The 23,742-nt window shown below is 68.6% G+C and carries 22 protein-coding genes; 4 read left to right on the plus strand and 18 right to left on the minus strand.

Annotated elements, in window-relative coordinates; all coding sequences use genetic code 11:
• Positions 1-46 precede the first annotated feature (46 nt).
• Positions 47-400 (plus strand): response regulator transcription factor, encoded by a 354-nt coding sequence (locus OHA10_RS40240; RefSeq protein ID WP_371404036.1) that lies wholly within the window; start codon positions 47-49, stop codon positions 398-400.
• On the opposite strand, the gene OHA10_RS40245 is transcribed toward OHA10_RS40240, so the two are convergent.
• The 3 genes from OHA10_RS40245 to OHA10_RS40255 are packed head-to-tail and all read right to left on the minus strand — an operon-like array spanning position 397 to position 3,544.
• The gene (locus OHA10_RS40245) at positions 397-1,674 is read right to left on the minus strand and encodes a sugar ABC transporter permease (RefSeq protein WP_371404037.1); all 1,278 of its coding nucleotides are present in this window, start codon (positions 1,672-1,674) and stop codon (positions 397-399) included. The two genes, OHA10_RS40240 and OHA10_RS40245, sit on opposite strands and share 4 nt — an antisense overlap.
• A complete protein-coding gene (locus OHA10_RS40250) occupies positions 1,671-2,444 on the minus strand; it encodes an ATP-binding cassette domain-containing protein (protein WP_371404038.1) in 774 nt (257 codons plus the stop codon). The genes OHA10_RS40245 and OHA10_RS40250 overlap by 4 nt, the downstream gene beginning before the upstream one ends.
• Positions 2,441-3,544, minus strand: a complete 1,104-nt coding sequence (locus tag OHA10_RS40255; protein WP_371404039.1) for a sugar ABC transporter substrate-binding protein — start codon at positions 3,542-3,544, stop codon at positions 2,441-2,443. The genes OHA10_RS40250 and OHA10_RS40255 overlap by 4 nt, the downstream gene beginning before the upstream one ends.
• 187 nt (positions 3,545-3,731) lie before the next feature.
• Here OHA10_RS40255 and OHA10_RS40260 point away from each other — a divergent pair, with 187 nt between their 5' ends.
• Complete coding sequence (locus OHA10_RS40260) at positions 3,732-5,378, plus strand: APC family permease (RefSeq protein WP_371404040.1); 1,647 nt, start codon at positions 3,732-3,734, stop codon at positions 5,376-5,378.
• Here the strand turns inward: OHA10_RS40260 and OHA10_RS40265 are convergent.
• The 8 genes from OHA10_RS40265 to ald all read right to left on the minus strand — a co-directional run bounded on the left by OHA10_RS40265 (position 5,375) and on the right by ald (position 12,203).
• The gene (locus OHA10_RS40265) at positions 5,375-5,524 is read right to left on the minus strand and encodes a hypothetical protein (protein WP_371404041.1); all 150 of its coding nucleotides are present in this window, start codon (positions 5,522-5,524) and stop codon (positions 5,375-5,377) included. The two genes, OHA10_RS40260 and OHA10_RS40265, sit on opposite strands and share 4 nt — an antisense overlap.
• A gap of 44 nt (positions 5,525-5,568) precedes the next feature.
• Positions 5,569-6,303: a pseudouridine synthase gene (locus OHA10_RS40270; protein ID WP_371404042.1), complete on the minus strand. Its 735-nt coding sequence runs from the start codon at positions 6,301-6,303 to the stop codon at positions 5,569-5,571.
• Complete coding sequence (scpB, locus tag OHA10_RS40275; RefSeq protein WP_371404043.1) at positions 6,293-7,543, minus strand: SMC-Scp complex subunit ScpB; 1,251 nt, start codon at positions 7,541-7,543, stop codon at positions 6,293-6,295. The genes OHA10_RS40270 and scpB overlap by 11 nt, the downstream gene beginning before the upstream one ends.
• A complete protein-coding gene (locus tag OHA10_RS40280) occupies positions 7,540-8,514 on the minus strand; it encodes a ScpA family protein (protein ID WP_371404044.1) in 975 nt (324 codons plus the stop codon). The genes scpB and OHA10_RS40280 overlap by 4 nt, the downstream gene beginning before the upstream one ends.
• Before the next feature lie 2 nt (positions 8,515-8,516).
• On the minus strand, positions 8,517-8,906 hold the full coding sequence (locus OHA10_RS40285; RefSeq protein ID WP_371404045.1) for a hypothetical protein: 390 nt from the start codon (positions 8,904-8,906) through the stop codon (positions 8,517-8,519).
• On the minus strand, positions 8,891-9,958 hold the full coding sequence (locus OHA10_RS40290) for an AAA family ATPase (protein ID WP_371404046.1): 1,068 nt from the start codon (positions 9,956-9,958) through the stop codon (positions 8,891-8,893). The genes OHA10_RS40285 and OHA10_RS40290 overlap by 16 nt, the downstream gene beginning before the upstream one ends.
• Before the next feature lie 200 nt (positions 9,959-10,158).
• Positions 10,159-11,091 (minus strand): site-specific tyrosine recombinase XerD, encoded by a 933-nt coding sequence (xerD, locus tag OHA10_RS40295; protein WP_371408046.1) that lies wholly within the window; start codon positions 11,089-11,091, stop codon positions 10,159-10,161.
• Positions 11,088-12,203, minus strand: a complete 1,116-nt coding sequence (gene ald, locus OHA10_RS40300; RefSeq protein WP_371404047.1) for an alanine dehydrogenase — start codon at positions 12,201-12,203, stop codon at positions 11,088-11,090. The genes xerD and ald overlap by 4 nt, the downstream gene beginning before the upstream one ends.
• Before the next feature lie 314 nt (positions 12,204-12,517).
• Between ald and OHA10_RS40305 the strand changes: the two genes are divergently transcribed.
• The gene (locus OHA10_RS40305) at positions 12,518-13,348 is read left to right on the plus strand and encodes an LLM class F420-dependent oxidoreductase (RefSeq protein WP_371404048.1); all 831 of its coding nucleotides are present in this window, start codon (positions 12,518-12,520) and stop codon (positions 13,346-13,348) included.
• A gap of 50 nt (positions 13,349-13,398) precedes the next feature.
• Here the strand turns inward: OHA10_RS40305 and OHA10_RS40310 are convergent, their stop codons facing one another.
• Positions 13,399-13,803 carry a cupin domain-containing protein gene (locus OHA10_RS40310; protein ID WP_371404049.1) on the minus strand — a complete coding sequence of 135 codons (405 nt, stop codon included), beginning with the start codon at positions 13,801-13,803 and terminating at the stop codon, positions 13,399-13,401.
• Between the two features lie 28 nt (positions 13,804-13,831).
• On the opposite strand from OHA10_RS40310, the gene OHA10_RS40315 reads away from it, so the two are divergent.
• A complete protein-coding gene (locus OHA10_RS40315) occupies positions 13,832-14,422 on the plus strand; it encodes a hypothetical protein (RefSeq protein WP_371404050.1) in 591 nt (196 codons plus the stop codon).
• Between the two features lie 63 nt (positions 14,423-14,485).
• On the opposite strand, the gene OHA10_RS40320 is transcribed toward OHA10_RS40315, so the two are convergent.
• The 6 genes from OHA10_RS40320 to OHA10_RS40345 all read right to left on the minus strand — a co-directional run bounded on the left by OHA10_RS40320 (position 14,486) and on the right by OHA10_RS40345 (position 23,741).
• Positions 14,486-17,869 (minus strand): GH92 family glycosyl hydrolase, encoded by a 3,384-nt coding sequence (locus OHA10_RS40320; RefSeq protein WP_371404051.1) that lies wholly within the window; start codon positions 17,867-17,869, stop codon positions 14,486-14,488.
• Positions 17,870-17,975: 106 nt separating this feature from the next.
• Positions 17,976-18,626 carry an NUDIX domain-containing protein gene (locus tag OHA10_RS40325; protein WP_371404052.1) on the minus strand — a complete coding sequence of 217 codons (651 nt, stop codon included), beginning with the start codon at positions 18,624-18,626 and terminating at the stop codon, positions 17,976-17,978.
• On the minus strand, positions 18,623-20,332 hold the full coding sequence (locus OHA10_RS40330) for a CTP synthase (RefSeq protein WP_371404053.1): 1,710 nt from the start codon (positions 20,330-20,332) through the stop codon (positions 18,623-18,625). Before OHA10_RS40330 ends, OHA10_RS40325 begins: the two co-directional genes overlap by 4 nt.
• A gap of 21 nt (positions 20,333-20,353) precedes the next feature.
• Positions 20,354-21,379 carry a glycosyltransferase family 4 protein gene (locus OHA10_RS40335; protein ID WP_371404054.1) on the minus strand — a complete coding sequence of 342 codons (1,026 nt, stop codon included), beginning with the start codon at positions 21,377-21,379 and terminating at the stop codon, positions 20,354-20,356.
• Positions 21,376-22,953, minus strand: coding sequence for a murein biosynthesis integral membrane protein MurJ (murJ, locus tag OHA10_RS40340; RefSeq protein WP_371404055.1), 1,578 nt, complete (start codon positions 22,951-22,953; stop codon positions 21,376-21,378). Before murJ ends, OHA10_RS40335 begins: the two co-directional genes overlap by 4 nt.
• On the minus strand, positions 22,932-23,741 hold the full coding sequence (locus OHA10_RS40345; protein ID WP_371404056.1) for a hypothetical protein: 810 nt from the start codon (positions 23,739-23,741) through the stop codon (positions 22,932-22,934). The genes murJ and OHA10_RS40345 overlap by 22 nt, the downstream gene beginning before the upstream one ends.
• Position 23,742 lies beyond the last annotated feature (1 nt).

The following is a 23,742-nucleotide window of genomic DNA, read 5'->3' on the forward strand; positions in this document are numbered from 1 at the left end:
AGGCAGCAGGAATGCCACCGGGTTACGGGCCTGCGATGCTTGATCCATGCGGTGCCTGATCGTCGACGACAGCCGGCACTTCCTCGAAGCGGCGCGCGGCCTGCTCGTGCGCGAAGGCGTCACAGTCGTCGGTACGGCGACGTCGGCCGCCGAGGCCGGTGAGCTGATCGAGGACCTGCGGCCCGACGTCGTACTCGTTGACATCGACCTCGGCGACGAGAGCGGCTTCGACCTGATCACCCAGCTCCGGTCGGCCGGTTCACCGGCGCCGATGATCCTGATCTCGACGCACGCCGAGCAGGACTACGCGGACCTGATTGCCGCGAGTCCTGCGATCGGCTTCGTACCGAAGACGAGCCTGTCCGCCGCTGCGATCCAGCGGTTGCTGGACAGGGTCTAGGTGGAGCGGCCGCGGCGTACCACGGCGTCGAATCCCGCAGCCAGCAAGAGGACTGCGCCCGTGACGACCCATTCGTAGCCCGACGAGTTCGAGCCCTGGATCAGATCGCTCATGCCGTTGATGATCACGGCAACGACCAGTCCGCCGAGTACGGCGTCGATCATCCGCCCGCGGCCGCCGAACAACGACGTACCGCCGATGACTGCTGCCCCGACCGCCAGCAGCAGGGTGTTCCCGGCCCCGGCGTTCGACTGCACCGACTGCAGGAGCGACGCCGCGACCACACCCGAAACGGCCGCCATGCCGGAACAGATCACGAACACGGAGATCCGGATCCGCGACACCACGACACCGGCACGGCGAGCAGCCTCCTCGTTACCGCCGACGGCGTACACGTGCCGTCCGTAGCGGGTGCGGCTCAGCGTGAAGTGCCAGACGACGAACAAAAGAACGAGCAGTACGACGGCCCACGGCTCACCCTGGGCCTTGTTGCTGAAGAACGCGTTGGTGATGAGGTTGCGGTTGATCCCCATCTCGTACGTGAACGCGCTGCCGAGCAATGCGACCACGACCACCTTCGCCACGATGACGACGACCGGTGTCGCGGGCAGCCCGCTCTGCCGGCGTCCGCGCGCATCGATCAGCTTGATCGCGGCGTACCCGAGGACGAAGATCCCCAGCAGAGTCCAGCCCAGCCAGATCGGCACGAAGCTGTTCTCCAGCGAGATCAACGGTGAACCGGTCGGCAGGATCACCGAGCCCTGGCCGCCGATCAGGATCAGCGTCAGTCCCTGGAAGGCCAGGAACGTGGCCAGCGTGATCACGAACGACGGGATGCCGGCCCGCGCCCGCAACCAGCCCATCACGAACCCGATCACCAGCCCGGTCGCGAGACCCGCGAGTACGCCGATCCACCACGGCTGGCCGTGCCGCAGCAGCAACACGGCCATGATCGCCGAACACAGACCACCGGTCGTGCCGGCCGACAGGTCGATCTCGCCGAGCAGCAGGACGAAGACCAGCCCCATCGCCATCACGATGATCGGAGCGGCCTGGATGACCAGCGCCTCGAGGTTGTACGCGCTCAGGAACCCTTGGTGCACGATCGCGAAGAACGCGGTGATCACGACCAGGCCGACGATCGCCGGAGCCGATCCGAGCTCGCCGCCCCGCAACCTCGCCAGGTAGTCGCGGACATAGGTGCCGAGCGGACCCTGGACGGGCTTGCGGTGAGGTGTCTCGTCAGCAGCCACCGGTTCGGCCTGGGCGTTCACTGGGTCGCTCCCCTCGACTCGGCCGGCAGCCCGAGTTCTCCGGACCGGCCACTCGTGATCAGCTCGACGACCTGGGTCTGGGTCACATCCTTGCGCCGTACCTGGGTGGCCATCCGCCCCAGGAACAGGACGGCGATGGAGTCCGCGACCTGCATGACGTCGTTCATGTTGTGCGAGACCAGTACGACGGCGACACCGCGATCGGCCAACCGGCGTACCAGCTCCAGGACCTGCTCGGTCTGGGCGACGCCGAGGGCCGCGGTCGGCTCGTCGAGGATGACGATCTTCGAGCTCCAGAGCACCGACTTCGCGATCGCGACGGTCTGCCGCTGGCCGCCGGACAGGCTCGCGACCCGTTGCCGGACCGAGCGCACCGTACGGACGCCCAACGACGCAAGGGTTTGCGACGCGAGCTTCTCCATCGTGTTCTCGTCGAGCGTGCGGAGCCGGCCGACGCGTTCGCGGCCGAGGAACATGTTGCCGACGACATCGAGATTGTCGGCCAGGGCCAGGTCCTGGTGGACGATCTCGATGCCGAGCCGGGCGGCGTCCCGCGGTTCGTGCAGCTGTTGCGGCGTACCGTCCACGAGGATCTCGCCGGCGTCGATCCGGTGGATGCCGCCGATACATTTGACCAGCGTCGACTTGCCCGCCCCGTTGTCGCCGACCAGGGCGGTCACGTCACCGGCCTCGGCGCTGAAGTCGACTCCCGACAGCGCCACGACCGGACCGAACGACTTGCCGACGCCTCGTAGTTCGAGTGTCTTCACGGGGTGTGGATGCCGTTCTCGTTGCAGAGCTTCACCAGGGCGGGAGTCGGGCACACCGACGCCGCGGTCTCGTACCCGTCCGTCACCGGCAGCGCGACGTTCTTCTTGGTGATGACCGTCGGATCGGCCAGGTACGACGGGACCTCACGACCGGTGGTCGGGTCCTTGATCGTCGCCGGGGCGGTCGGCTTCTGGCCGGACAGGATCTGGCCCGCCAGCTTGATCGCGACATCGGCCTCACCGGCGACCGGCTTGTAGATCGTGAAGCACTGGGTGCCGGCCATCACGTTGTCCAGGCCGCCCGCGGTGGCGTCCTGCCCGGACACCGCCACCTTGCCGGCCAGACCCTGCGACTTCAGCACGTTGATGACCGATTGGGCCATGGTGTCGTTGGCAACCATGACCGCGTTCAGGCTCGGGTTCTTGCCGAGCATGGTGGTGAACACGGTCTGCGCGGTCGCCGGGTCCCAGTTGCCGGTCTGCTCGCCGAGCTTCTTCCAGCCGGCCTGCTTCGACAGCACCGAGTTGTAGCCCTGGGCAAACAACGTCGCGTTGTTGTCGGTCGGTGCGCCGTCGATGTCGACGTACCCGACCGCGCTCTTGCCGGCGACCTGCGGGCACGCCGTCAGCGCCGTACCCTGATCCTCGCCGACCTTCACGTTGTCGTACGACACGTAGTACTCCGCCGTACCGCCCGTGGTCAGACGGTCGTAGTCGATCGCCACGACGTTGTGCTGCTTGGCCAGCGACTCGATCGCCTTGCCCGAGCCCGAGTCCAGGTTCGTCACCAGCAGAACCCCGACGCCTTGGTTGATCAGCGCCTGCGCCTGGGACTCCATCGTCGTCGCGCTGTTGTTCGCGTTGTCGATGTAGCAGGTCAGCTTGTTGGCCGCGCATTGCTTGCGCAGTTCGTTCGGATCGGCCGAGACCCAACGGGGCGAGGACGCCGTGTCGGGAAGCAGTACGCCGACCTTCGTGTTCGGCGGCGGCGTGGCGCTGCTCCCGGACGAGTTGTTGTTGTTATTGCCGCAGGCAACCAGCCCCGCCATCAGTGTGAGGGTGAGTCCGGCCAGCGCGACAGCTCTCGGTGGTGTTCGCATGGTGCGTCCTTCGTGATCGCCGCAGGTTCTCTCCTGCCCAGCATGCGATCGGCGCCGCGCCACGTCGTCGCAGCAGGCACCCAACTCCGTTGCCGGTCAGTGGGTAGCTGGGTTACCGGCTGGCAGGGGTCCGGGACGGCGGACAGCTTCACTGCACCGGCGGACCGGCCGGGCCATGGTTCTGGGTATGGCCACTTCCGCAGCAGTACCCTCCGCTCGGCAGAGCCGGCCGGGCCTGAAGCGCGATATCGGCTTCGTCGGTCTGATCTGGGCGTCCGAGGGATCGATCATCGGCTCCGGCTGGTTGTTCGGCGCGCAAGGCGCCCTGTCCACCGCCGGCCCCGCGGCGATCATCTCCTGGGTGATCGGCGGTACGGCGATCCTGATCCTCGCGCTCGTGCACGCCGAACTCGGCGGCATGTACCCGGTCTCCGGCGGTACGGCGCGTTTCCCGCACTACGCGTTCGGCGGCGCGGCCGGTGCGTCGTTCGGCTGGTTCTCCTGGTTGCAGGCGGCAACCGTCGCGCCGATCGAGGTGCTGGCGATGATCACCTACGGCCAGCACTACTCGTTCGCGAGCGGCTGGCTGAAGACCAAGAACGGCCAGCACATCCTGACCGCGTCCGGGATCGTGGTGGCGGTGCTGCTGATGGCCGCGATCACCGCGATCAACTTCCTGAGCATCCGGCTGCTCGCGCGGACCAACAGCACGGCGACCTGGTGGAAGGTCGGCATCCCGCTGCTGACGATCTTCGCGCTCGCCGTGGTCCAGTTCCACGGCAGCAACTTCACCGCCGCCGACGGCTTCAACCCGTACGGAGCGAAAGGCATCCTGTCCGCGGTGTCGACCAGCGGCATCATCTTCGCGCTGCTCGGCTTCGAGCAGGCCGACCAGCTGGCCGGCGAGAGCAGCAACCCGCGGCGCGACATCCCGCGCGCGGTGATCGGGTCGATCGTGATCGGCGCGGTCATCTACATCCTGCTGCAGATCGTGTTCATCGCAGCGCTGCCCAAGGACCAGATCCAGGGCACCTGGGCGCACGCGGCGTACACGACGATGACCGGGCCGTTCGCGCAGGTCGCGACCTTGCTGAGTATGGGGTGGTTGGCAACGATCTTGTACATCGACGCGGTGGTTTCGCCTGGTGGGACAGGGCTGATCTACATCACCGGCAGCTCGCGGGTGTCGTACGGGCTGAGCCGGAACGGGTACGTGCCGTCGGTGTTCGAGCGGACCAACAAGCGCGGCGTACCGTGGGTCGGGCTGATCACCGCGTTCGTCATCGGGTGCATCTGCTTCCTGCCGTTCCCGAGCTGGCGGTCGCTGGTCGGGTTGATCACGAGTGCGAGTGTGCTGATGTACGCCGGTGCGCCGTTGTCGCTCGGGGTGTTCCGGCGACGGTTGCCGGACGCGCACCGCCCGTACCGGTTGCCGGGGGCAACGTGGTTGTCACCGCTGGCGTTCGTGGTCGCGAACCTGCTGATCCTGTGGTCCGGGTGGATGACCGACTGGAAGCTCGGGGTGGCGATCCTGCTCGGGTACGTGATCCTGATCGGCAACCGGGTGTTCAAGCTCAATCCGATCATGCCGCAGCTCGACCTGCGGGCGGCGCAGTGGTTGCCGGCGTACCTGGTCGGGATGGGGCTGATCGTCTACCTGAGCGACTTCGGACCGTTGAAGCACCCGTGGTTCCCGTTGTGGTGGGACATCGTCGTGACGGCCGTCTTCAGCCTGATCATCTATTTCTGGGCGCTCGCGGTCGCACTGCCGGCCGAGCAGATCCAGCACATGGTCGACCAGGTCGTGCTCCCTGAGGAAGCCAATCTGGGCTAGTGGGTCGCCGCCGGCTGGTCCGAGGGGTCGTGGCGTTCGCCGTCGCGGGCGGTCCAGCCGGTGGTGTCGGACTCGGCGCCGACCTCGGAGACGTGCCAGACGACGCTGCGAATGCCCGGGCGGTCGACTACGCCCTGGTCGAGCATCGCCTGGTGGTAGCCGCGCTCCCCTCGTCGGGATCAGTCTGGGGCTAGAGGTCGATCAGGTCGAGGAGTTGGCCCAGTTCCTTCTGGTTGAGGTCGCGGAGTTCGCCGGTGTGCAGGTTGCCGCGGCGGACCGGGCCGATGGCGGTGCGGGTGAGGCGTTTCACCGGGTGGCCGACCGCGTCGAACATCCGGCGGACGATGCGGTTGCGGCCCTCGTGCAGGCTCATCTCGACGAGGGTGCGGCCCGGGACGGTGGAGACGATCTTCACCGTGTCCGCGCGGGCCGGTCCGTCGTCGAGCTCGACGCCGTCGAGGAGGGTCCGCAGTACGCCGGGTTTGACGTTGCCGTCGACCTCGGCGACGTACGTCTTGGAGACTTCGTACGACGGGTGCGCGAGGCGGTGCGCGAACTCACCGTGGTTGGTGAGCAGCAGGAGCCCTTCGGTATCGGTGTCGAGCCGGCCGATGTGGAAGAGCCGCTCGGGGCGATCCTGCACGTAGTCGGTGATGCACGGCCGGCCCTGCGGGTCGGACATCGTGCTGACGACACCGCGCGGTTTGTTGAAGACGAGGTAGACGTTCGCACTCACCGGCGGGATCCGCTCCCCGTCGACCCGGATGACAGCAGTCTCCGGATCCACCCGAACCCCGAACTCCGTCACCACCCGCCCGTCAACCTCAACCCGCCCCTCCTCGATCAGGAGTTCGGCATTCCGCCGAGAAGCCACCCCCGCCCGAGCCAAAACCTTCTGCAACCGAACCCCCGGGTCATCCCCCATCCCGCACCCCCTCAGACCTCACACCGGCCGCATCCCCGTACTCCCCGTCCCCGGCGTACTCCACGTCATCCGCGGTCTGACCGACGGACCCGACCGACGCCACGTCCGCAGCACCCGAGTCGCCGGACTCGGCGTCATCCGCATCCTCCGCAGACACGTCGTACTCCGCCTGCTCGGCATCCTCTGCAGGCACCGCGTCCTCGGCGTCCTCGACGTCTGCCAACTCGGCAGGCTCGGTGGACTCCAGGTCGGCGTTCTCGGCGTCCTCCGCGGATGTGGCGTTGGACGTCGCGTCGGCAGGTTCGGCGTTCTCCGGTGGGGTGGGGTCTTCTGTGGGGGTGGGTGGGAGGGTTTGGGCGGCCAGTTCCTCCTCGATGTCGTCCATGTCGGGGAGGTACGGGGCGAGCTCCGGGAGGTCGTCCAGGGACTGCATGCCCATGCGTTCCAGGAAGTACGAGGTGGTGCGGTAGAGGGTGGCTTGGGACTCGGTGTCGGCGCCGGCCTCCTCGACCAACCCTCGGGCGACGAGCGTGCGCATCACACCGTCCACGTTCACACCGCGGATGGCAGAAACACGCGCCCGGCTGACCGGCTGCTTGTACGCGACCACTGAAAGCGTCTCCAACGCCGCCTGCGTCAGCCGCGCCTGTTGGCCGTCGAGCACGAAGCGTTCGACGTACGGCGCCGCCTCGGCGCGGGTGTAGTACCGCCAGCCTCCGCCCACCTCACGCAGGTCGAATCCACGCCCCTGCTCGGTGTACTCCGCCGCCAGCTCCCCCAGCGCCTCCGCCACGTCCCCCGTAGGCCGCCCAACCGCACGCGCCATCGTGAGCACCGGCAAAGGCTCATCCGTCACCATCAGAATCGCCTCGAGCGCCCGCCGCATGGTGTCGTCATCGACGACAACCTCATCCCCCACCGGCACCTCAGTCTGCCCCGGCGGCAAATGCTCCTCGTCCTCACCCAGTACGCCGACCGCCACCCCCTCCCCGGAGCCGCCGCCGTCACCCTCCACGACACCCGAGTCCTCCGCGGCGTCAGCCACGTCAACCTGGTCCTCGTCGGAGCCCTCCGCCCCAGCCTGGTCGTCCGCCGCATCCTCTGCGTCGAACGGCTCGTTGGCGGCTTCGTCCACGACGGACGAGTGGTCCGGCGTGGTTTCCTCCGCGTCGGGAGGGGTGGGCAGGGCGTGCTCCTCAGCGTCTGCTGGGGATTGGGGGGTGTTGGTCTGGTCGGTCACTGGTTTGCCGTCTCGTCGGATGCCGGGGGCGGGGGGATGTCGGATTCGTCGGTGAGGATTGCGCCGGGTTCGAGGAAGTCGGTGTCCTCGGCAACTACCGGTGCTTCACCTGTTTCGTCGGACGGTTTGGACTCCTCGTCGAACTCGTCGCTGACGTCGATCTCGCCCTCGTCCGAACCGGTCCACCGAATGGTCAGTTCCCCCAACGGTGTCACCTGGTCGAACGAAACCGCGGCCTCACGGAACAACTCCAACAGTGCCAGGAACCGGCAGACAGTCGTCACCGTGTCCGGCGAATCCGACACCAGCGCGCGGAACGTCGTACTGCGTTGCCGCCGCAGCCGATCCACGATCACGATCGCCTGCTCCCGCACCGTGACGGCCGGCGCGTGCAGGTGAGCGAGCGAAACCCCTTCAGGTACGTCGTTCTTCGGCGCCATCGCCCGGGCCGCCAGCGCCGCCAGCCCGGCCGGATCAAGCCCCAGCAACACCTCGGGCAGCAGCTCCGCGAACCGCGGCTCCACCCCGACAGCCCGCGGGAACCGCCGCGACTCGGCCGCCATCCGCTCCTGCACCAGCGCCGCGATCTGCTTGAACGCCCGGTACTGCAACAGCCGCGCGAACAACAGGTCCCGCGCCTCGAGCAGCGCGAGATCCTCGTCGTCCTCGACCTCGCCCTTCGGCAGCAGCCGCGCCGCCTTCAGGTCCAGCAGCGTCGCCGCGATCAGCAGGAACTCCGACGTCTGATCGAGATCCCACTCCGACCCCAGCGCCTTGATGTGCGCGATGAAGTCGTCTGTGATCACCGACAGTGCGATCTCGGTGATGTCCAGCTTGTGCTTCGAGATCAGCTGCAGCAGCAGGTCGAACGGCCCCTCGAAGTTCACCAGGTGGACGCTGAACCCCTTGCCCTCAGCAACAGCCGACGTGTCGTCGGAGCCGAGGTCCAGTGGTAACGAGTCCGAGGACACCGTCACTCCGAGCCCTTGGGCTCCGCGGCCCGGTCCTCGGCCGCGCGCAGCCGCCGCACCAGCACCGAGTCCGGCCCGTGGTCGACGAAGTCGGCCAGCAGCACGTCGATCGCCTCGCGGACGATCCGGCCGCGGTCGGCCGTCAGGCCGTGCTCCGCGCGCAGCGCAAGTCTGGTCTGTTCCAAGCCGAGCAGCTCCTCCTCCGTCACGTACACGGTGATCTTCGTGTCGTGGCGGATCCGACCACTCGACTTCCGGTCGTCGACGACCGTCGTACGGGACCGTACGGTGGACGGTCCGTCAGTGGTGGTGCGCTTCTCGGGTCTGGTCTGCTTCGGTGCCGCACCCCCGAAGAGTTCACTGGCACCTGGCAGGCTCACCCGGCGGGACAACGCGCCAGCACCTCCTTGGCAAGGTCGCGGTACTGCGTAGCCGCTTGGGACGAGGGGGCGTACGTCGTGATCGGTTCGCCGACGACCGTGGTCTCGGGGAACTTGACGGTACGCCGGATGACAGTGTGGAAGACGCGTTCGTCGAAGGCCTGGACCACCCGGTCGAGGACCTCCCGGGCGTGCGTCGTCCGCCCGTCGAACATGGTGCCGAGGATCCCGACGATCTCGAGCTTCGGGTTCAGCCGGTCCTGCACCTTGGCGATCGTGTCGGTCAGCATGGCCAGGCCGCGGAGCGCGAAGAACTCACACTCCAGCGGTACGACGATGCCGTTCGACGCGGTCAGCGCGTTGACCGTGAGCAGACCGAGCGACGGCGCGCAGTCGATCAGGATCACGTCGTAGTTCGGGATGATCGGGTCGAGCACCCGCTGCAGCGTGTACTCGCGGGCGACCTCCTGGACCAGCTGTACCTCGGCCGCGGACAGGTCGATGTTGGCCGGCAGCAGGTCGAGGTTCTCCACCCGGGTCGGCTGGATCACCTCGTCGGGCGTGATGTCGCGCTGCATCAGCAGGTTGTAGACCGACAGCTCGAGGTCGTGCGGCTGTACGCCCAGACCGATCGAGGCGGACCCCTGCGGGTCGAAGTCGATCAGCAACACCTTGCGACCGGTCTCGGCGATCGCCGCACCGAGGTTGATCGTGGTCGTCGTCTTACCGACGCCGCCCTTCTGGTTGCACATCGCGATCACCTGCGCCGGGCCGGTCTTGGCGGGTGGCTGCGGCACCGGCAGGTCCGGCAGCGGCCGGCCGGTCGGCCCGATCTTGTGACGCGGGCCGTTCGGGTCGTTCACGGGTGCAAGGTCCTCCGCGGTGAGCTTGGCCGTCGGCTTCGGCATCTCCGCATAGTTGTCGGGCAGCGCCCGGGGCGTCGTCACCGGGCGGGGTGGCGTGCTGAACGGCTGGGCCGGCTCCGGGGTCGGCTGGTGCCCCGGGATGCGGCCCGAAAGGTGGTCTGTCACGTGCTCGGTGCCCGGGAATGTCGACTCGTTCATGACTCGTCAAACCTTTCAACCGATACGGGCGATCCCAGCGACTGTAAGCGTGCATTCAAGCACTCTCAACCAGCCACTCCGCACCGGGGTGGGGCTGTTTGTCGACAAAGCTCCGAACCTGGCCGATCACCCACTCCGGGTCACCGGCCGTGACCAGATGATCGCACACCGTCCCGGATCCCCGAGCACCGGGGTCTACCTCATGAGGAGAGCGCCCGGGGATGCGAGGTCGCATAGACCTCACGGAGCTTGTCGACGGTCACCAGGGTGTAGACCTGCGTCGTCGTGACAGATGCATGTCCGAGCAACTCCTGGACCACGCGTACGTCGGCCCCGCCGTCCAGCAGGTGGGTCGCGTACGAGTGACGCAGCGTGTGCGGCGAGATCTCCTTCGAGATCCCGGCCCGCTGTGCGGCACGACGCAGTACCGTCCAGGCGCTCTGGCGGGACAGACGGCCGCCGCGGGCGTTCAGGAAGAGCGCATGGGTGCCGCGACCGCGTGACACCAGGTCCGGGCGGCCACGGACCTGGTACGCCGACAGCGCGTCGCGGGCGTATGACCCGACGGGCACCACTCGCTCCTTGCTGCCCTTGCCTCGCAACAGCACCGCACCGGCGTCCAGGTCGATGTCGTCGACGTCCAGGCCGACTGCCTCGGAGATGCGGGCTCCCGTGCCGTACAGGAACTCCAGAAGCGCAGCGTCCCGCGTGGCCAGAACGGCCGGCTCGGCCTCGGCTCCAGCGGCCGCTGTGAGGATCCGAGTGACCTCGTCGACAGACAGGGCCTTCGGCAGCCGCTGCGGCGGTACAGGTGGCTTCACAGCCGCAGCAGGGTCCACGGCGGCCAGCCCCTCGCGTACGCAGAACTTGTGGAACCCACGGACCGCTACGACGGTCCGCCCGGCGCTCGAAGCGGTCAGCGGCGGATGGTCGGCATCGCCTTCGCGCAACCGCATCAGGAAGTCGCTGACCACGGCCTCGGTAATCCGGCCGAGGTCGTCGATCCCGGTGGAGGCGAGGTAGTCGCCGTACCGGCGCAGGTCACGCCGGTACGACGCCAGGGTGTTGGCGGCCAGGCCGCGCTCCACCGTGAGGTGGTCCAGGTAGGTGCCAACTGCCCTGCTGATGCTCAGACCAGCACCTCGTCGAGCTTCAGCTGTGACAGATCGTGCGCCTCGGCCACGGGGCCGTAGGTGACGTGACCGTCGAAGGTGTTCAGGCCGAGCGCCAGGCTGTGGTCCGACTTCAGCGCCTCCCGCCACCCCAGGTTCGCCAGCTCGATCGCGTACGGCAGCGTCACGTTGGTGAGCGCGTACGTCGAGGTGTTCGGGACCGCGCCGGGCATGTTGGCGACGCAGTAGAACAGCGAGTTGTGCACCCGGTACACAGGGTCGGCGTGCGTGGTCGGGCGCGAGTCCTCGAAGCAGCCGCCCTGGTCGATCGCGATGTCGACGAGCACACTGCCGGGCTTCATCCGGCTGACCATGTCGTTGGTGACCAGCTTCGGTGCCTTCGCACCGACCACCAGCACCGCGCCGATGACCAGGTCGGCCTCGAGGACGGCGCGCTCGATCTCGTACGCGTTCGAGGCGATCGTCAGCAGGTGGCCCTGGTAGATCTGGTCGGCCTGACGCAGCCGGGCGATGTTGCGGTCGAACAGCTGAACCTGCGCCTGCATGCCGAGCGCGATCGCGGCCGCGTTCATCCCGGAGACGCCCGCACCGAGGACGACCACGCGGGCCGGGTGTACGCCGGACACGCCGCCGAGCAGCACGCCGCGGCCGCCGCCCTGCGCCATCAGGTGGTACGCACCGGACTGCGGCGCGAGCCGGCCGGCGACCTCGCTCATCGGCGCCAGCAGCGGCAGAGTGCCGTCCGGAAGCTGCACCGTCTCGTAGGCGATGCCGGTGATGCCGGACGTGAGCAGCGCGTCGGTCGTCTCCTGGCTGGCGGCAAGGTGCAGGTAGGTGAACAGCACCTGGTCCTTGCGCATCCGGTGGTACTCCTCGGCCACCGGCTCCTTCACCTTGAGCACCAGCTCGGCGTCGGCCCAGACGTCGTCCGCCTCCGCCACGATCCGTGCCCCGGCCGCGACGAACTCCTCGTCCGGGATCAGCGAACCGTCGCCCGCCCCCTGCTCGATCAGCACCTCGTGCCCGCTGCGCACGAACTCGTGCACGCCGGACGGGGTGATCGCCACCCGGTACTCGTGGTTCTTGACTTCCTTCGGTACTCCGACCTTCACAACTTGCCCTTCTTTCACGTTCCAGGTGTGCGGCTCACGTCGTTGTGTCCGCGGGCCCGGCGGTTGAGGGGTGTGCCGCTAGGTCGCTGCCGAGTGTAAGCCTCTCCGGTTCATACCACCCGAGTGGATGGTCTGATCTTGACAGTACCTTTCCCAGAAGATGACCCCACGGAGAAGAAGTGATCCGGCTACGGTCGGTCACCGCTGATTCGGCAACGATCATTGACGGCCATTCGTTGGTGTCAGGGATGCTTGGGGCGGAGCCCGTCCGCCCCGGGTTGCGCGCTGAGGTCGGTCGACGAGAGGAGTACGGCGTGGCAGTCGAACTGGGACGGTACGGGGTATGGCACGGACCCCAGCACTTCGGCCCGGAACTGGCGGCGGGTCTGGAGCAGGTGGGGTACGGCGCGCTGTGGCTGGGCGCCTCGCCGGACACCGGCCTGCGCGACGCCGAGGTGTTGCTCGCCGCAACGACTTCGGTTGCCGTCGGCACCAGCATTGTGAACATGTGGAAGTCGCCGGCGGCCGACGTCGCGGCGTCGTACCACCGGCTGGAGGACGAGCACCCGGGACGGTTCCTGCTCGGCGTCGGTATCGGGCACCGCGAGCGGAACGACGACTACCGGTCGCCGTACGAGACCATCGTCACGTACCTCGACGAGCTCGACGACGCGAAGGTGCCGGCCGACCGGCGGGCGCTGGCCGCGCTCGGTCCGAAGGTGCTGCAGCTCGCGGGCACCCGGACCGCCGGAGCGCTGCCGTACCTGACCACCCCGGAGCACACCCGGGAAGCGCGCCGGATCCTCGGCGGCGGGGTGCTGCTCGCGCCGGAGCAGATGATCGTGCTCGAGACCGATCCGGAGGTCGCCCGGGCCACGGCGCGGGACCGGCTGGCGTCGTACCTGCAGCTGTCGAACTACACCTCGAGCTTCAAGCGACTCGGGTTCACCGACGACGACATCGCCGACGGCGGCAGCGACCGCCTGGTCGACGCGATGGTCCTGCACGGCTCCGCGGTCGAGGTCGCCGAGGGCCTGAAGGCGCACCTGGACGCAGGCGCCGACCACGTCGCGATCCAGCAACTGGGACGCGAAGGCATCGATCTGCTGCCCGGGTACGAGGCGCTGGCAACAGTTCTCCAGTAGCTTGGCGCGCCCCTGGCGACAGTTGCCAGGGGCACTGAATATCGCACTGATCACTGCATCGTGAAGTCGGCGAAGTCGAAGCCGGGTGAGACGATGCAGGAGACGAGCACGGCCTCGTCGCCGGCGGGTCGTGCGGACTGCCAGGCGCCGGGTGGGATCACCACCTGCGGCTGCTGCCCCGCCTGGACATCCGGTCCGAGTACGACGGACTCGTCGTCGTACTGCAGCGTCAACGGCCCGCCGGAGTGCCACAACCAGATCTCCGCCGATCGCACCCGGTGCAACCGCGACTCCTCCCCCGGTGCCAGCAGGAAGTAGATCGCGGTCGCGCTCGCCCGGACCCCGCCGTACCCCTCCGGCTCGAACTCGACCCCCGACCGCCAGGTCTCCCGGTACCACCCGCCTTCGGGATGCGCCTCGAGGCCCAGCAACGTCGCCAATTCAGGCTTCTCCATGAACCGATTGTCCGGCAGAGTGCGGTGCATGCTGCCTTCCGAGTACCACCGCAGACTCCCGTACGGCGAACGGATGTCGCCGGAGCCGCTGGTCGGGCACCCGTTCTTCCCGTTCGAAGGGGACGTGCGGGTTGTGCCGTTGAGCGAGCCGGTGCTGCCGGAGCCGCCGCGGGGCGGAGAGGCCGGTGGGAAGCCGTGCGCGAAGTGCGCGGATCCGGACGGGCACGTGATCTGGCGGGACGAGCTGTGGTCGTTGAAGGCGTTCGGGCCGACCGGGCTGCCGTTCGTGGCGATCCTGGAGCCGCAGGAGCATTACCGGCTCGACAACCTGCCGCCGGAGTTGACGGCGACACTCGGGCCGATGATCCAGCGGGTGGCCAACGCGATCCAGGGGATCGACAGTGTCGCGCGGACGCACTTCAACCGGTGGGGTGACGGCAGCGAGCACTTCCATCTGTGGTTCATGGCGCGACCGCTCGGCATGATGCAGCTCCGCGGCGCGATGATCGCGGCGTGGGACGACATGCTGCCGAAGATTCCCGACGAGGAGTTCGCCGCCAACGCCCGGCAGGTCGCCGCCGCCCTCGCGGAGGACGGCGGCGAAGCGATGGTCAGCTGACCTCTCCGGAAACAAGAGGGCAGTGACCGGCGAAAATGCTCCGGAGTACCGAGACCCTCCGATTCAGCCCGCTGCCACGGTGAAGAGCCGTAGATCGCGGTTCTCGGGCAGCGTGATACTCACTGGCGTCTGAGTCAACGTCACCGGGGCGGTGGCGAAGATGCGGGTGGTGACGTTGTCCTTCCCGCCACCGGACTCGTTGCGGTACGGCGTGGTCGCGACGATGACGTTGCCGTAGTGGACGGTGTCACCGCCACCGCCGAGGGTCCAGTCGCTGAAGGACAGGTCGATCGGCGACGTAGTGCCGTCGGCGTAGTTCAAGGTGGCCGTCGTCTGCTGGTTGCCGTTGACGGCGCTGCCGATGAACGACACCTTCGTCGTACCGGCAGGCAGGTTCAGGTTGAGCAGCTGGCCGTCGGCGGGCACGTTGTCAGGGTCACCACCGGGTACGTCGGGCCACGTGAACGTGAGCCCCTGCACAGTGCCGGTGCCACCGGGTGTGAGGCCGGCCGCCGCCAGTGCCTGGCGAGAGTAGCTGACGCCACCGCCGTCGTAGTCGGCTTCGGTGTGGTCGCCGTTGTCGTCGGAGATGCCGACGCCTTCCCGCAGTACGAAGAACGAGTTCGGCTGACCGACAACCACAGTGAAACAGACCTGTGGCAAGGCGGTGCCGTCAGCGGCCTTCAGCTGCACGGTGACCGGGTAGCGGCCGTCGGGAGTGCCGGCTGCCGCTGTGATGGTCACCGCCGCGCTGCCGACCTTGTCCACGTGGAACGTGCCAGCAGTAGGTGTCGCGGTGAGACCAGCAGGTGCGTTGACTGTGTAGGTGACGTCCTGTGCGGCCCCACTGAGACGGTGCGCCTGTACGGCGATCGATGCGCTAGTGGTGCCCGGTGCAACGACGACCCGGCTCGTGTCGGTTGAGGTCTGGAACGGAATCTCACCGGTCCGCCACGACGGCGGTGCGTCCTTGGGCGCAGACCCCCACGAGGTGTTGGCCGTAGTACCGAGCTTGAAGTCCAGCGTCCCGCCTTGTTTCACGAACGACTCCGGCAGCCACGGTTTGGTCGACGACTTCCCGTTGACCTTCAACGACTGCACGTACTGCGCATCGGCACCGGGAGCGTTGATCCGGATCGTCCGGCTGCCCCGGTGGATCACTGCCCGCGAGAACAGCGGTGCGGCGACCTGGAGCTCCGCACGGCTCGGCACGTCCGGGTACAGCCCGAGTGCGGTCCACACGTACCAGGACGACATCGCACCGAGGTCGTCGTTCCCGGGAATCCCGCCGGTGCTGGTGTTCCAGAGCTGATTCATTGCCTGCCGCAACGTCTCCTGCGTCTGGTACGGCCGGCCGGTGTAGTTGTAGATCCACGGTGTGTTGATCGACGGCTCGTTGTCCATCTCGGCGTGCAGCTCGCCCGCACCCGTCAGCGCCCAGGTCCCGTCCGGGTTCTTGAAGAACGCGTCCAGCCGCTGGTTCGTCGCGTCCACTCCGCCGATCGCGTCGACCAGTCCGGCCCGGTTGTGCGGGACCATCCACGTGTACTGCGCGCTGCTCCCCTCGGCGAACCCGTCGTACGTCGACGGCGTGAACGCCGGCCAGGCACCGTTGTCGTCCCGGTTCTGGACGTAGCCGCCGTTGGCCGGGTTGAACACGTTCTGCCAGTACTGCGACCGGGTGAGGAACTTCTGGTACGTCGCCTTGTCACCGGTCCGCTGTGCCAATTCGGCCAACGCGAAGTCGTCGGTCACGTCCTCGAGCGTCTCGACCGCACCGCCCCAAGCGTTGGACTTGGTCGGGACGTAGTGCAGCGCGAGGTACTTGTCGAGCGACGGCCGCTGTCCGATCGTCATGACCGGCTTACCCGCGGAGCTGAGGTCCTTCGCGGTCGGCACGGTCGCCGCCTTCACCAGCGAGCGCAGCGCACCGCGGGCGTCGAGGTTCGTCCCACCGAATGCGTAGATGCCGGCCACAGCGGGCGCGGACGGGTCACCGGTCATCACCGACGTACTGCCGGACGCGTGCGTCCACCGGTCCCAGATGCCGTCGTTCTGCGTGGCCTGGTTGAGCAGCGACTGCGCGATGTCCCCGGCCCGCTCCGGATCGAGCAATGTAACTAGTTGCAGCTGCGACCTGTAGACATCCCACCCAGAGAACGTCGCGTACTGCGCCACCTGTCCGCGCGACACGGAATGCGGCTTCTGGTCGAAACCCCAGTACTGGTGATTGACGTCGCTGAACACGTTCGGGTGCAGCGACGCGTGGTACAGCGCGCTGTAGAAGGTCGTGCGCTGGTCCGTCGTACCGCCGGTGATCTCGATCCGGTCGAGCTGCTTCCGCCATGCCTGCTTGGCTTTCGCGGCGGTCATCGCCACCGACGTACCGCGCGGGTTCTCGGCCCGCAGGTTCGCCAGCGCGTTGGCAGTGCTCACGTAGGAGATACCGATCCGCATCGTCACGCGGTCGCTGTCGAAGCCGACGTACCCGCCGGAGCCCTTGTTCGGCGGCATCCAGCCGTCGGCGCCGTACGTCGTACCGCCGCTCGCCTGGGTGCTTCCCGGCGTGACTGTGGTGTCGGTCCACGTGCCCTGGTTCTTGAAGGGCTGGTCGAATTCCGCGACGAAGTGCAGCGTGTAGTAGCTGCGCTGCCCGATGCTGGCCAGGTACCCACAGAAGTTGCCGCTCGTCACCGAGCCGCTGACCGTGCGGTGCGCCGCGTCGATGCTGATGGCAGCGTCACTCGATCCGACCTCGGAGTTCGAGGTGCGGAACATCAGCGTCTTGGCCTTGTCGGCCGGGAACGTGAACGCCGCCGACCCGGTCCGCGTGGTGGCGGCCAGCTCGGCGGTGACACCGGAGTCGAGCCCGACCTTGTAGTACCCCGGCTTCGCGACCTCCTGCGCGTGGCTGAACGTCGACGCGTAGACCTCGTCCTTCGCATCGCTCTGCGGAGAGCTGGTCACCTCACCCGCCAACGGGAAGATGGGGATGTCTCCCGAACCGCCCGCACACCCGGTCCCACTCATGTGCGTGAGACTGAATCCGCGGATCTTGTTCGCGTCGTACAGATAGCCACCAGGCGCAGCGGTCCGATAAGCGTTCCCCCGACTGGTCTCCGGGCTGAACGAAAACATCCCGAACGGCAACACCGCGCCGGGAAACACGTTCCCCGCGTTGGATGTCCCGATGAACGGATCCACCTGCTCGGTCGGATCGACCGAACTCGTGGTGATCCGGCTGCTCCCGGCCGCGGCAGGCGCACGAAGACCGGCAGCCAACGGATCCGGCGGCGTGGCAGTCGTCGGACGGACGCCGGAGCCGCCCGGTGACGGCGACGGCGAAGGCACGGCGTGAGCGGTGGGAGCGACGGCGACGATCAGGGCGCCGGCGAGCAGCAGGCTCGCGCGCCGGGACAGCAGGGGACGACGGACGGGACGACGCATGGGCGGGACCAACCTTGGGCGGAGTGAGGTGGGCGTGACATCGTTGTCAGCAACAGATACCCTCACCCACCGCAGCGGGTCAAGATCTCCGCGTAGTTCCGGTACCTCAGCGGTCCTTCGCCGGCCAGGGCGAGTCGGCCGGGCGGAGGGTGTCGAAACCGGGGCCGTTGAGCGCGGTCCAGGTCGCGAGTGAACCCATGACCAGGATCGGATTCTGGAGCTGGCCCGCCAGAACCGCACCGACCACGTCGATGAGCGGCGCCCAGACCGTCTCCATGTCGGCCTCCTCGTGGAGGCGTTCGAAGGACTCGTCGGCGGGTGACAGATCGCGGGCCAGGAAGATCCGGACCGCCTCGTTGGTCAGGCCGGGCGAGGTGAAGGCGTCGACCAGGATCCGCCAGTCGGCGGCCTTGGTCGCGGTCTCCTCCCACAGCTCGCGCTCGGCGCCCAGGCGGTACTGCTCACCCTGGACGTCGAGCAGCCCGGCCGGCGGCTCGAGCAGCTTGTAGCCGACCGGGTGCCGGTACTGGCGCACCAGCAGCATCCGGTTGTGCTCGTCGAGTGCGACCACGCCGACCGCGCCGGGATGTACGACGACGTCGCGCACGAACGTCTCGCCGGCCGGCGGCGCGATGGTGTCCCGACGTACCGAGATCACCCGGCCGGTCTCGTGCACGACCTCGGACGAGGAGACCGGCCAGTGCTCCGGCTGGTCAGCCAGTCCGGCGCCGAACCGCAGCTCGGGATGATCCGTCATCGGGCCTTGACCGGGGTCTTCTTGGTAGCGGCCGGCTTCGGCTCCTCGACGGGGAGCCTGGATTCGCGCTGCCGGTCCAGCGCGGCCGCGACCAGGCCGGAGAACAGCGGGTGCGGCTTGGTCGGCCGCGACCGCAGCTCCGGGTGCGCCTGGGTGGCCACGAAGTACGGGTGGACGGACCGGTCCAGCTCGATGAACTCGACCAGCTCGTGGTCCGGCGACAGGCCGCTGAACACCAGGCCGGCCGTCTCCAGCTTGTCCCGGTAAGCGTTGTTCACCTCGTAGCGGTGCCGGTGCCGCTCCTGGATCGACGGGGCGCCGTACAGGCCGCGGACGATCGAGCCGTCGGCTAGGTTCGCCGGGTACAGGCCGAGCCGCATCGTGCCGCCGAGATCGCCGGAGCCGGAGACGATGTGCTTCTGCTCCTCCATCGTGGCGATCACCGGCTGCTCGGCGTCGGGGTCGAACTCGCTGGAGTTCGCGTCCACCAGGCCGGCCAGGTCGCGGGCCACCTCGATCACCATGCACTGCAGGCCGAGGCACAGCCCGAGGATCGGGATGCCCTGCTCGCGAGCGAACCGGATGGCGCCGATCTTGCCCTCGATACCACGCACGCCGAACCCGCCCGGGATGCAGATCGCGTCGACGTCGCCGAGCAGCCGGGCCGCGACCTCGGGCGTGGCGCACTCGTCGGAGGCGATCCAGCGCAGGTTCACCCGGGCGTCGTTGTCGAACCCGCCCGCGCGCAGCGCCTCCGCGACCGACAGGTACGCGTCCGGCAGGTCGATGTACTTGCCGACCAGCGCGACCGTGACCTCGTCCTTCGGGTGGTGCACGACCCGCAGCAGCTCGTCCCAGCGGGTCCAGTCGACGTCGCGGAACGGCAGGTTCAGCCGGCGGACGACGTACGCGTCGAGGCCCTCCGCGTGCAGCACCTTCGGGATGTCGTAGATCGACGGCGCGTCCGGGGCGGCCACCACGGCCTCCTGGTCGACGTCGCACATCAGCGAGATCTTCCGCTTCACGCTGTCCGGGATCGGCCGGTCGGCCCGGCAGACGACCGCGTCCGGCGCGATACCGATCGATCGCAGCGCGGCGACCGAGTGCTGGGTCGGCTTGGTCTTCAGCTCGCCGCTCGGCGCCATGTACGGGACCAGCGAGATGTGCAGGAAGAACACGTTGTCGCGGCCGACGTCGTGCCGGACCTGCCGCGCGGCCTCGAGGAACGGCAGCGACTCGATGTCGCCGACGGTACCGCCGATCTCGTGCAGGACGACGTCGACGTCGGCGCCCGCCATCGCGAGCATCCGTTCCTTGATCTCGTTGGTGATGTGCGGGATCACCTGCACGGTGTCGCCGAGGTACTCGCCGCGGCGCTCCTTGGCGATGACGCTGGAGTAAACCTGTCCGGTGGTCACGTTGGCGACCTGGGAGAGGTCCCGGTCGAGGAATCGCTCGTAGTGCCCGATGTCCAGGTCGGTCTCGGCGCCGTCGTTGGTGACGAACACCTCGCCGTGCTGGAACGGATTCATCGTGCCGGGATCCACATTCAGATACGGATCCAGCTTCTGCATCGTGACGCGGATGCCCCGAGCCGTCAGCAGACTGCCGAGGCTGGACGCTGTCAGTCCCTTACCGAGACTGGATGCCACGCCGCCGGTGACGAATACGTGCTTGGTCTGCTGGGAAGTCGAAGCCCTGTCCACGGGTCTCCAGCCTACCTCTTGTCAAGCACCGGTCGCGACGAGACCCGCGTAGATGTCGAGCAGATTCTTCGCCACCGCGTCTTCGTCCATCCATCTGGCGGACAGCTCCCGGCCGCGTGTCCGCATAGCGTTCGCGGTCTCCGGCTCGGCCAGAACCGCCCGGACGCCGTCCGCCAGCCCGTCCGCGTCGCCCGGGAACGCCAGTACGGCGCTGTCCCCGACCAACTCGGGTACTCCGCCGACCGCGGTCGCCACGACCGGTACGCCGACCTGCATGGCCTCCTGGATGACCAGCGCCCGGGCCTCCCAGTGCGAGGTGAGCAAGAACACGTCGGCCGCACCCAGCAGGTCGGCCACGTCGCTGCGGTGTCCCAGCAACCGGACCGGCAACTGCTCGGCGTCGATCCGCGCCTGCAGGTTCTCCCGCAGCGGTCCGTCACCGACCACGACGAAGACCGCGTGCGGAGTGGATTCGTGGACCCGCGCAGCGACCGACAGCAGCGTCGGGTAGTCCTTCTGCGGCGCGAGCCGGCCGACGGTGAGCACCATGGGCCGGTTGCCCACACCAAGCGCGTCTCGGACAGCTGCGCGCGGCGTACGGACCTGCGGCATCGCCGGCGCCGCCACCGGAGCCAGCTGAGCGTTGCGAGCGCCGAGGCTCTTCGCCAGCTCGACGAGGTCGCTGGACGCACCCAGGGTCAGATCCGCGCCTCGGGCAACCAACCGCTGCCCCATCCGCATCATCAGGCCACGCGGCCCGGGGGCGATCACTGCGTTGTGCCAGGTGACGACCAGTGGGCGCAGTCGCGACCGGTCCCGCAGGGCGGTCATGGCGGCGCGGTAGCCGTGCGCATGGATCACGTCGCAGCCGCGCAGTCCGGCAGCCTGCGTGACAACCGTCGCCGGACCGAACTCGAAGTGCTCGGCCGTCCCGGGCGGCGCACACACGACAACCTCGTGCCCTGCACTCACGAACCGCGGCACCAGCGAGGCAACGTGCTGCCCGATGCCGCCCCGCGACTCCGCGAGCAGCAGCCCGATCCTCATCGCTTCTCCCGTCGAACGAGTGCGCGAGCGTCCGCGCGATCCAAGACAAGCACGACACCGGCGTACACCAGGACGACGGCCAGGCCGGAGAGGATCGCGAACACGACCGCCTTCGCCGGTCCTGCGTCGCCGGCCGGCACCGAGACCAGCCAGCCTGCCGCTCCTGCCAGAGCGGCACCGACCAACGCTGCAAGGGTCGCACGGCCGAAACCGGTCAGCACAGCCGGGCCCGCCTCCCGTCGTAGCACTCCGAGCAGCACCACCGCGCCGATCACCATGCCGACCGACATCGCTGCCGCCAGTGCGGGCACCGCGGCCCATCGGGCAGTCAGCACCACACCGGCGAGAGCCACCAGTACCCAGGCGCCAGACGTCACAACAGCCACCTCACGACCGCAGTGCCGCGCGTACAGCACCCGGCCGACGTGCATGAGTACTGCGAAACCGATCGCCGCCGGCGCGAAGAAAAGCAGCCCGTCCACGAGCGCGGTTGCTCTGGACTCCTGCACGGCGCCGTCGTCGTACGCGAAGATGCGGGCGACCGGAACGGCCGTGCCGACCAGCAGAGCGGCACCGGCGCCGCCGGCCAGCATCACCGCACGGGTGGAGGTCGCCGCGTAGTGCTCGAACCGCTCCCCCGCGTCGAACGCGGCCGCCAACCGCGGGAACACGGCGGTCGTGATCGGGACCGCCAGAACGGCGTACGGCAACAGGTACACGGCGTTGGCCCAGGTATAGACCGCGATGCTGCCCGGCACCCCACGGTGGTTTGCCAGGTACGTCGTCACCACGAAAGTCAGCTGCTGCGCGACCAGTACGGCGAGACCCGCGAGCGCGAGTCTGCGCAGGACCGGGCCGACGCCGGGGTCGAGGCGCAGCGTCGGCCTGATCGGCAGCCGGAGGAACAGCATCGGGACCAACACCGTGAGTGCGAGCGCCGCGACTCCGGCCGTCGTACCCCAGGCGAGCAGGTCGGTCGCTCCGCGCGCGGCCGCATCGGCGTTCGGGGCAGCGGCGGCGAAGACGACGTACGTCGCGACGACCACCAGGCTCGAGATCAGCGGCGCCAACGCACCGGCCGCGAAACGCTTGTGGGACTGGAGAACCGCGGTCGCGATCACCGCCACGGCGTACCCGAAGACCTGCGGTACGAAGATCGCGAGCATGCGGGTCGCGGTCGCCGTCGTGCTGCCGCAGTCGGCGCCGGGGTCGAGCATCGCGTCGGTGTACCGGCCGGCCAGAACCCAAGCCAGCAAGGCGACCGGCGCCAGCAGCACGAACGACCAGGACAGCAACGCCCCGATGATCCGTCCCTGCGCCGCCCGGTCCCCGCGCGCCACCGGCCCGGCGAGCACCGGGATCACGGCGCCCGCAAGCGCTCCCCCGGCGACGACCTCGAACAGGATGTTGGGCAGCTGATTGGCCGTCGTGTAGGCCTCGGCCAGACACCCGGCCCCGACGGTCTTCGAGAAAACCAACCACCGGGCGAACCCGACCACCCGCGCCAGAACGGTGATCGCCGCGACAACCAGCGCGGCGCGGGCGAGCCGACTCACCTGGGTCGTCGGCCCCACTGGTCGATCTTGTCGAGGACCGGGGTGTCGGCGATGACCTTGGTGAAGCTGACCTTCTCGCTCGCCAGGTTCAGCCCGACGACCGCCGCCAGGACGAGAGTCTTCAACGGGCGCGGGAGCGACGCGGCCAGCGCCGTGCCGGTGATCGCGCCGAGGCCGTTCGCGCCGCAGTCGCCGAGCATCGAGCGCTCGCCGAGGTCGGACGGTGCGGAGGCCGCGGCGGCGCCGGCGACGGCACCTGCCGGGCCGCTCACGACAGCGAGCGGAGCGTTCAGCGCCGTGACCGCCTTGAGCGCGCGGCCCGGGCGCAGGTCGAGGAGGTTGGTGAGGTTCGCCGTACCGGCGATCAAGGCGCCGTCGGCAACTACTCCGGCGAAGGCCTTCACGCCACGGGACTTGCGCGGCAGCAGGGCGGCGGCCGCGAGACCGGCGGCGCCGACGCCGAGGATCTTCACCGCGCCGCTGGTCACCTCGCCGCGCTTCAACGCGCTCAGGTGACCACGGAAACCCTTGGCCTGCGTGGTCCCGCGCAGATCGTCGTACGCACCGACGGCACCTGAGACCGCGCCGGCCACCAGCGCGGCGGCCTTCACCTTGCCGCTGCCCCGGGACGCGGCGACGCCGGCGAGCGCGCCGAGCACCGCGACCGGGCCCTCGAGCAGTGTGACCGACTCACCGCGATGGTTGGTCCGCTCGAACGGCTCCCGGTTCTCCTTCGGCAGCTTCTCCGCTGCACGCTCGAGCCCGGCAGTAGCGGCCGCCGCGACGGCAGCGCTCAGAATTCCCACG

It is taken from the genome of Kribbella sp. NBC_00662 (assembly GCF_041430295.1).
Taxonomy (GTDB): Bacteria; Actinomycetota; Actinomycetes; order Propionibacteriales; family Kribbellaceae; genus Kribbella.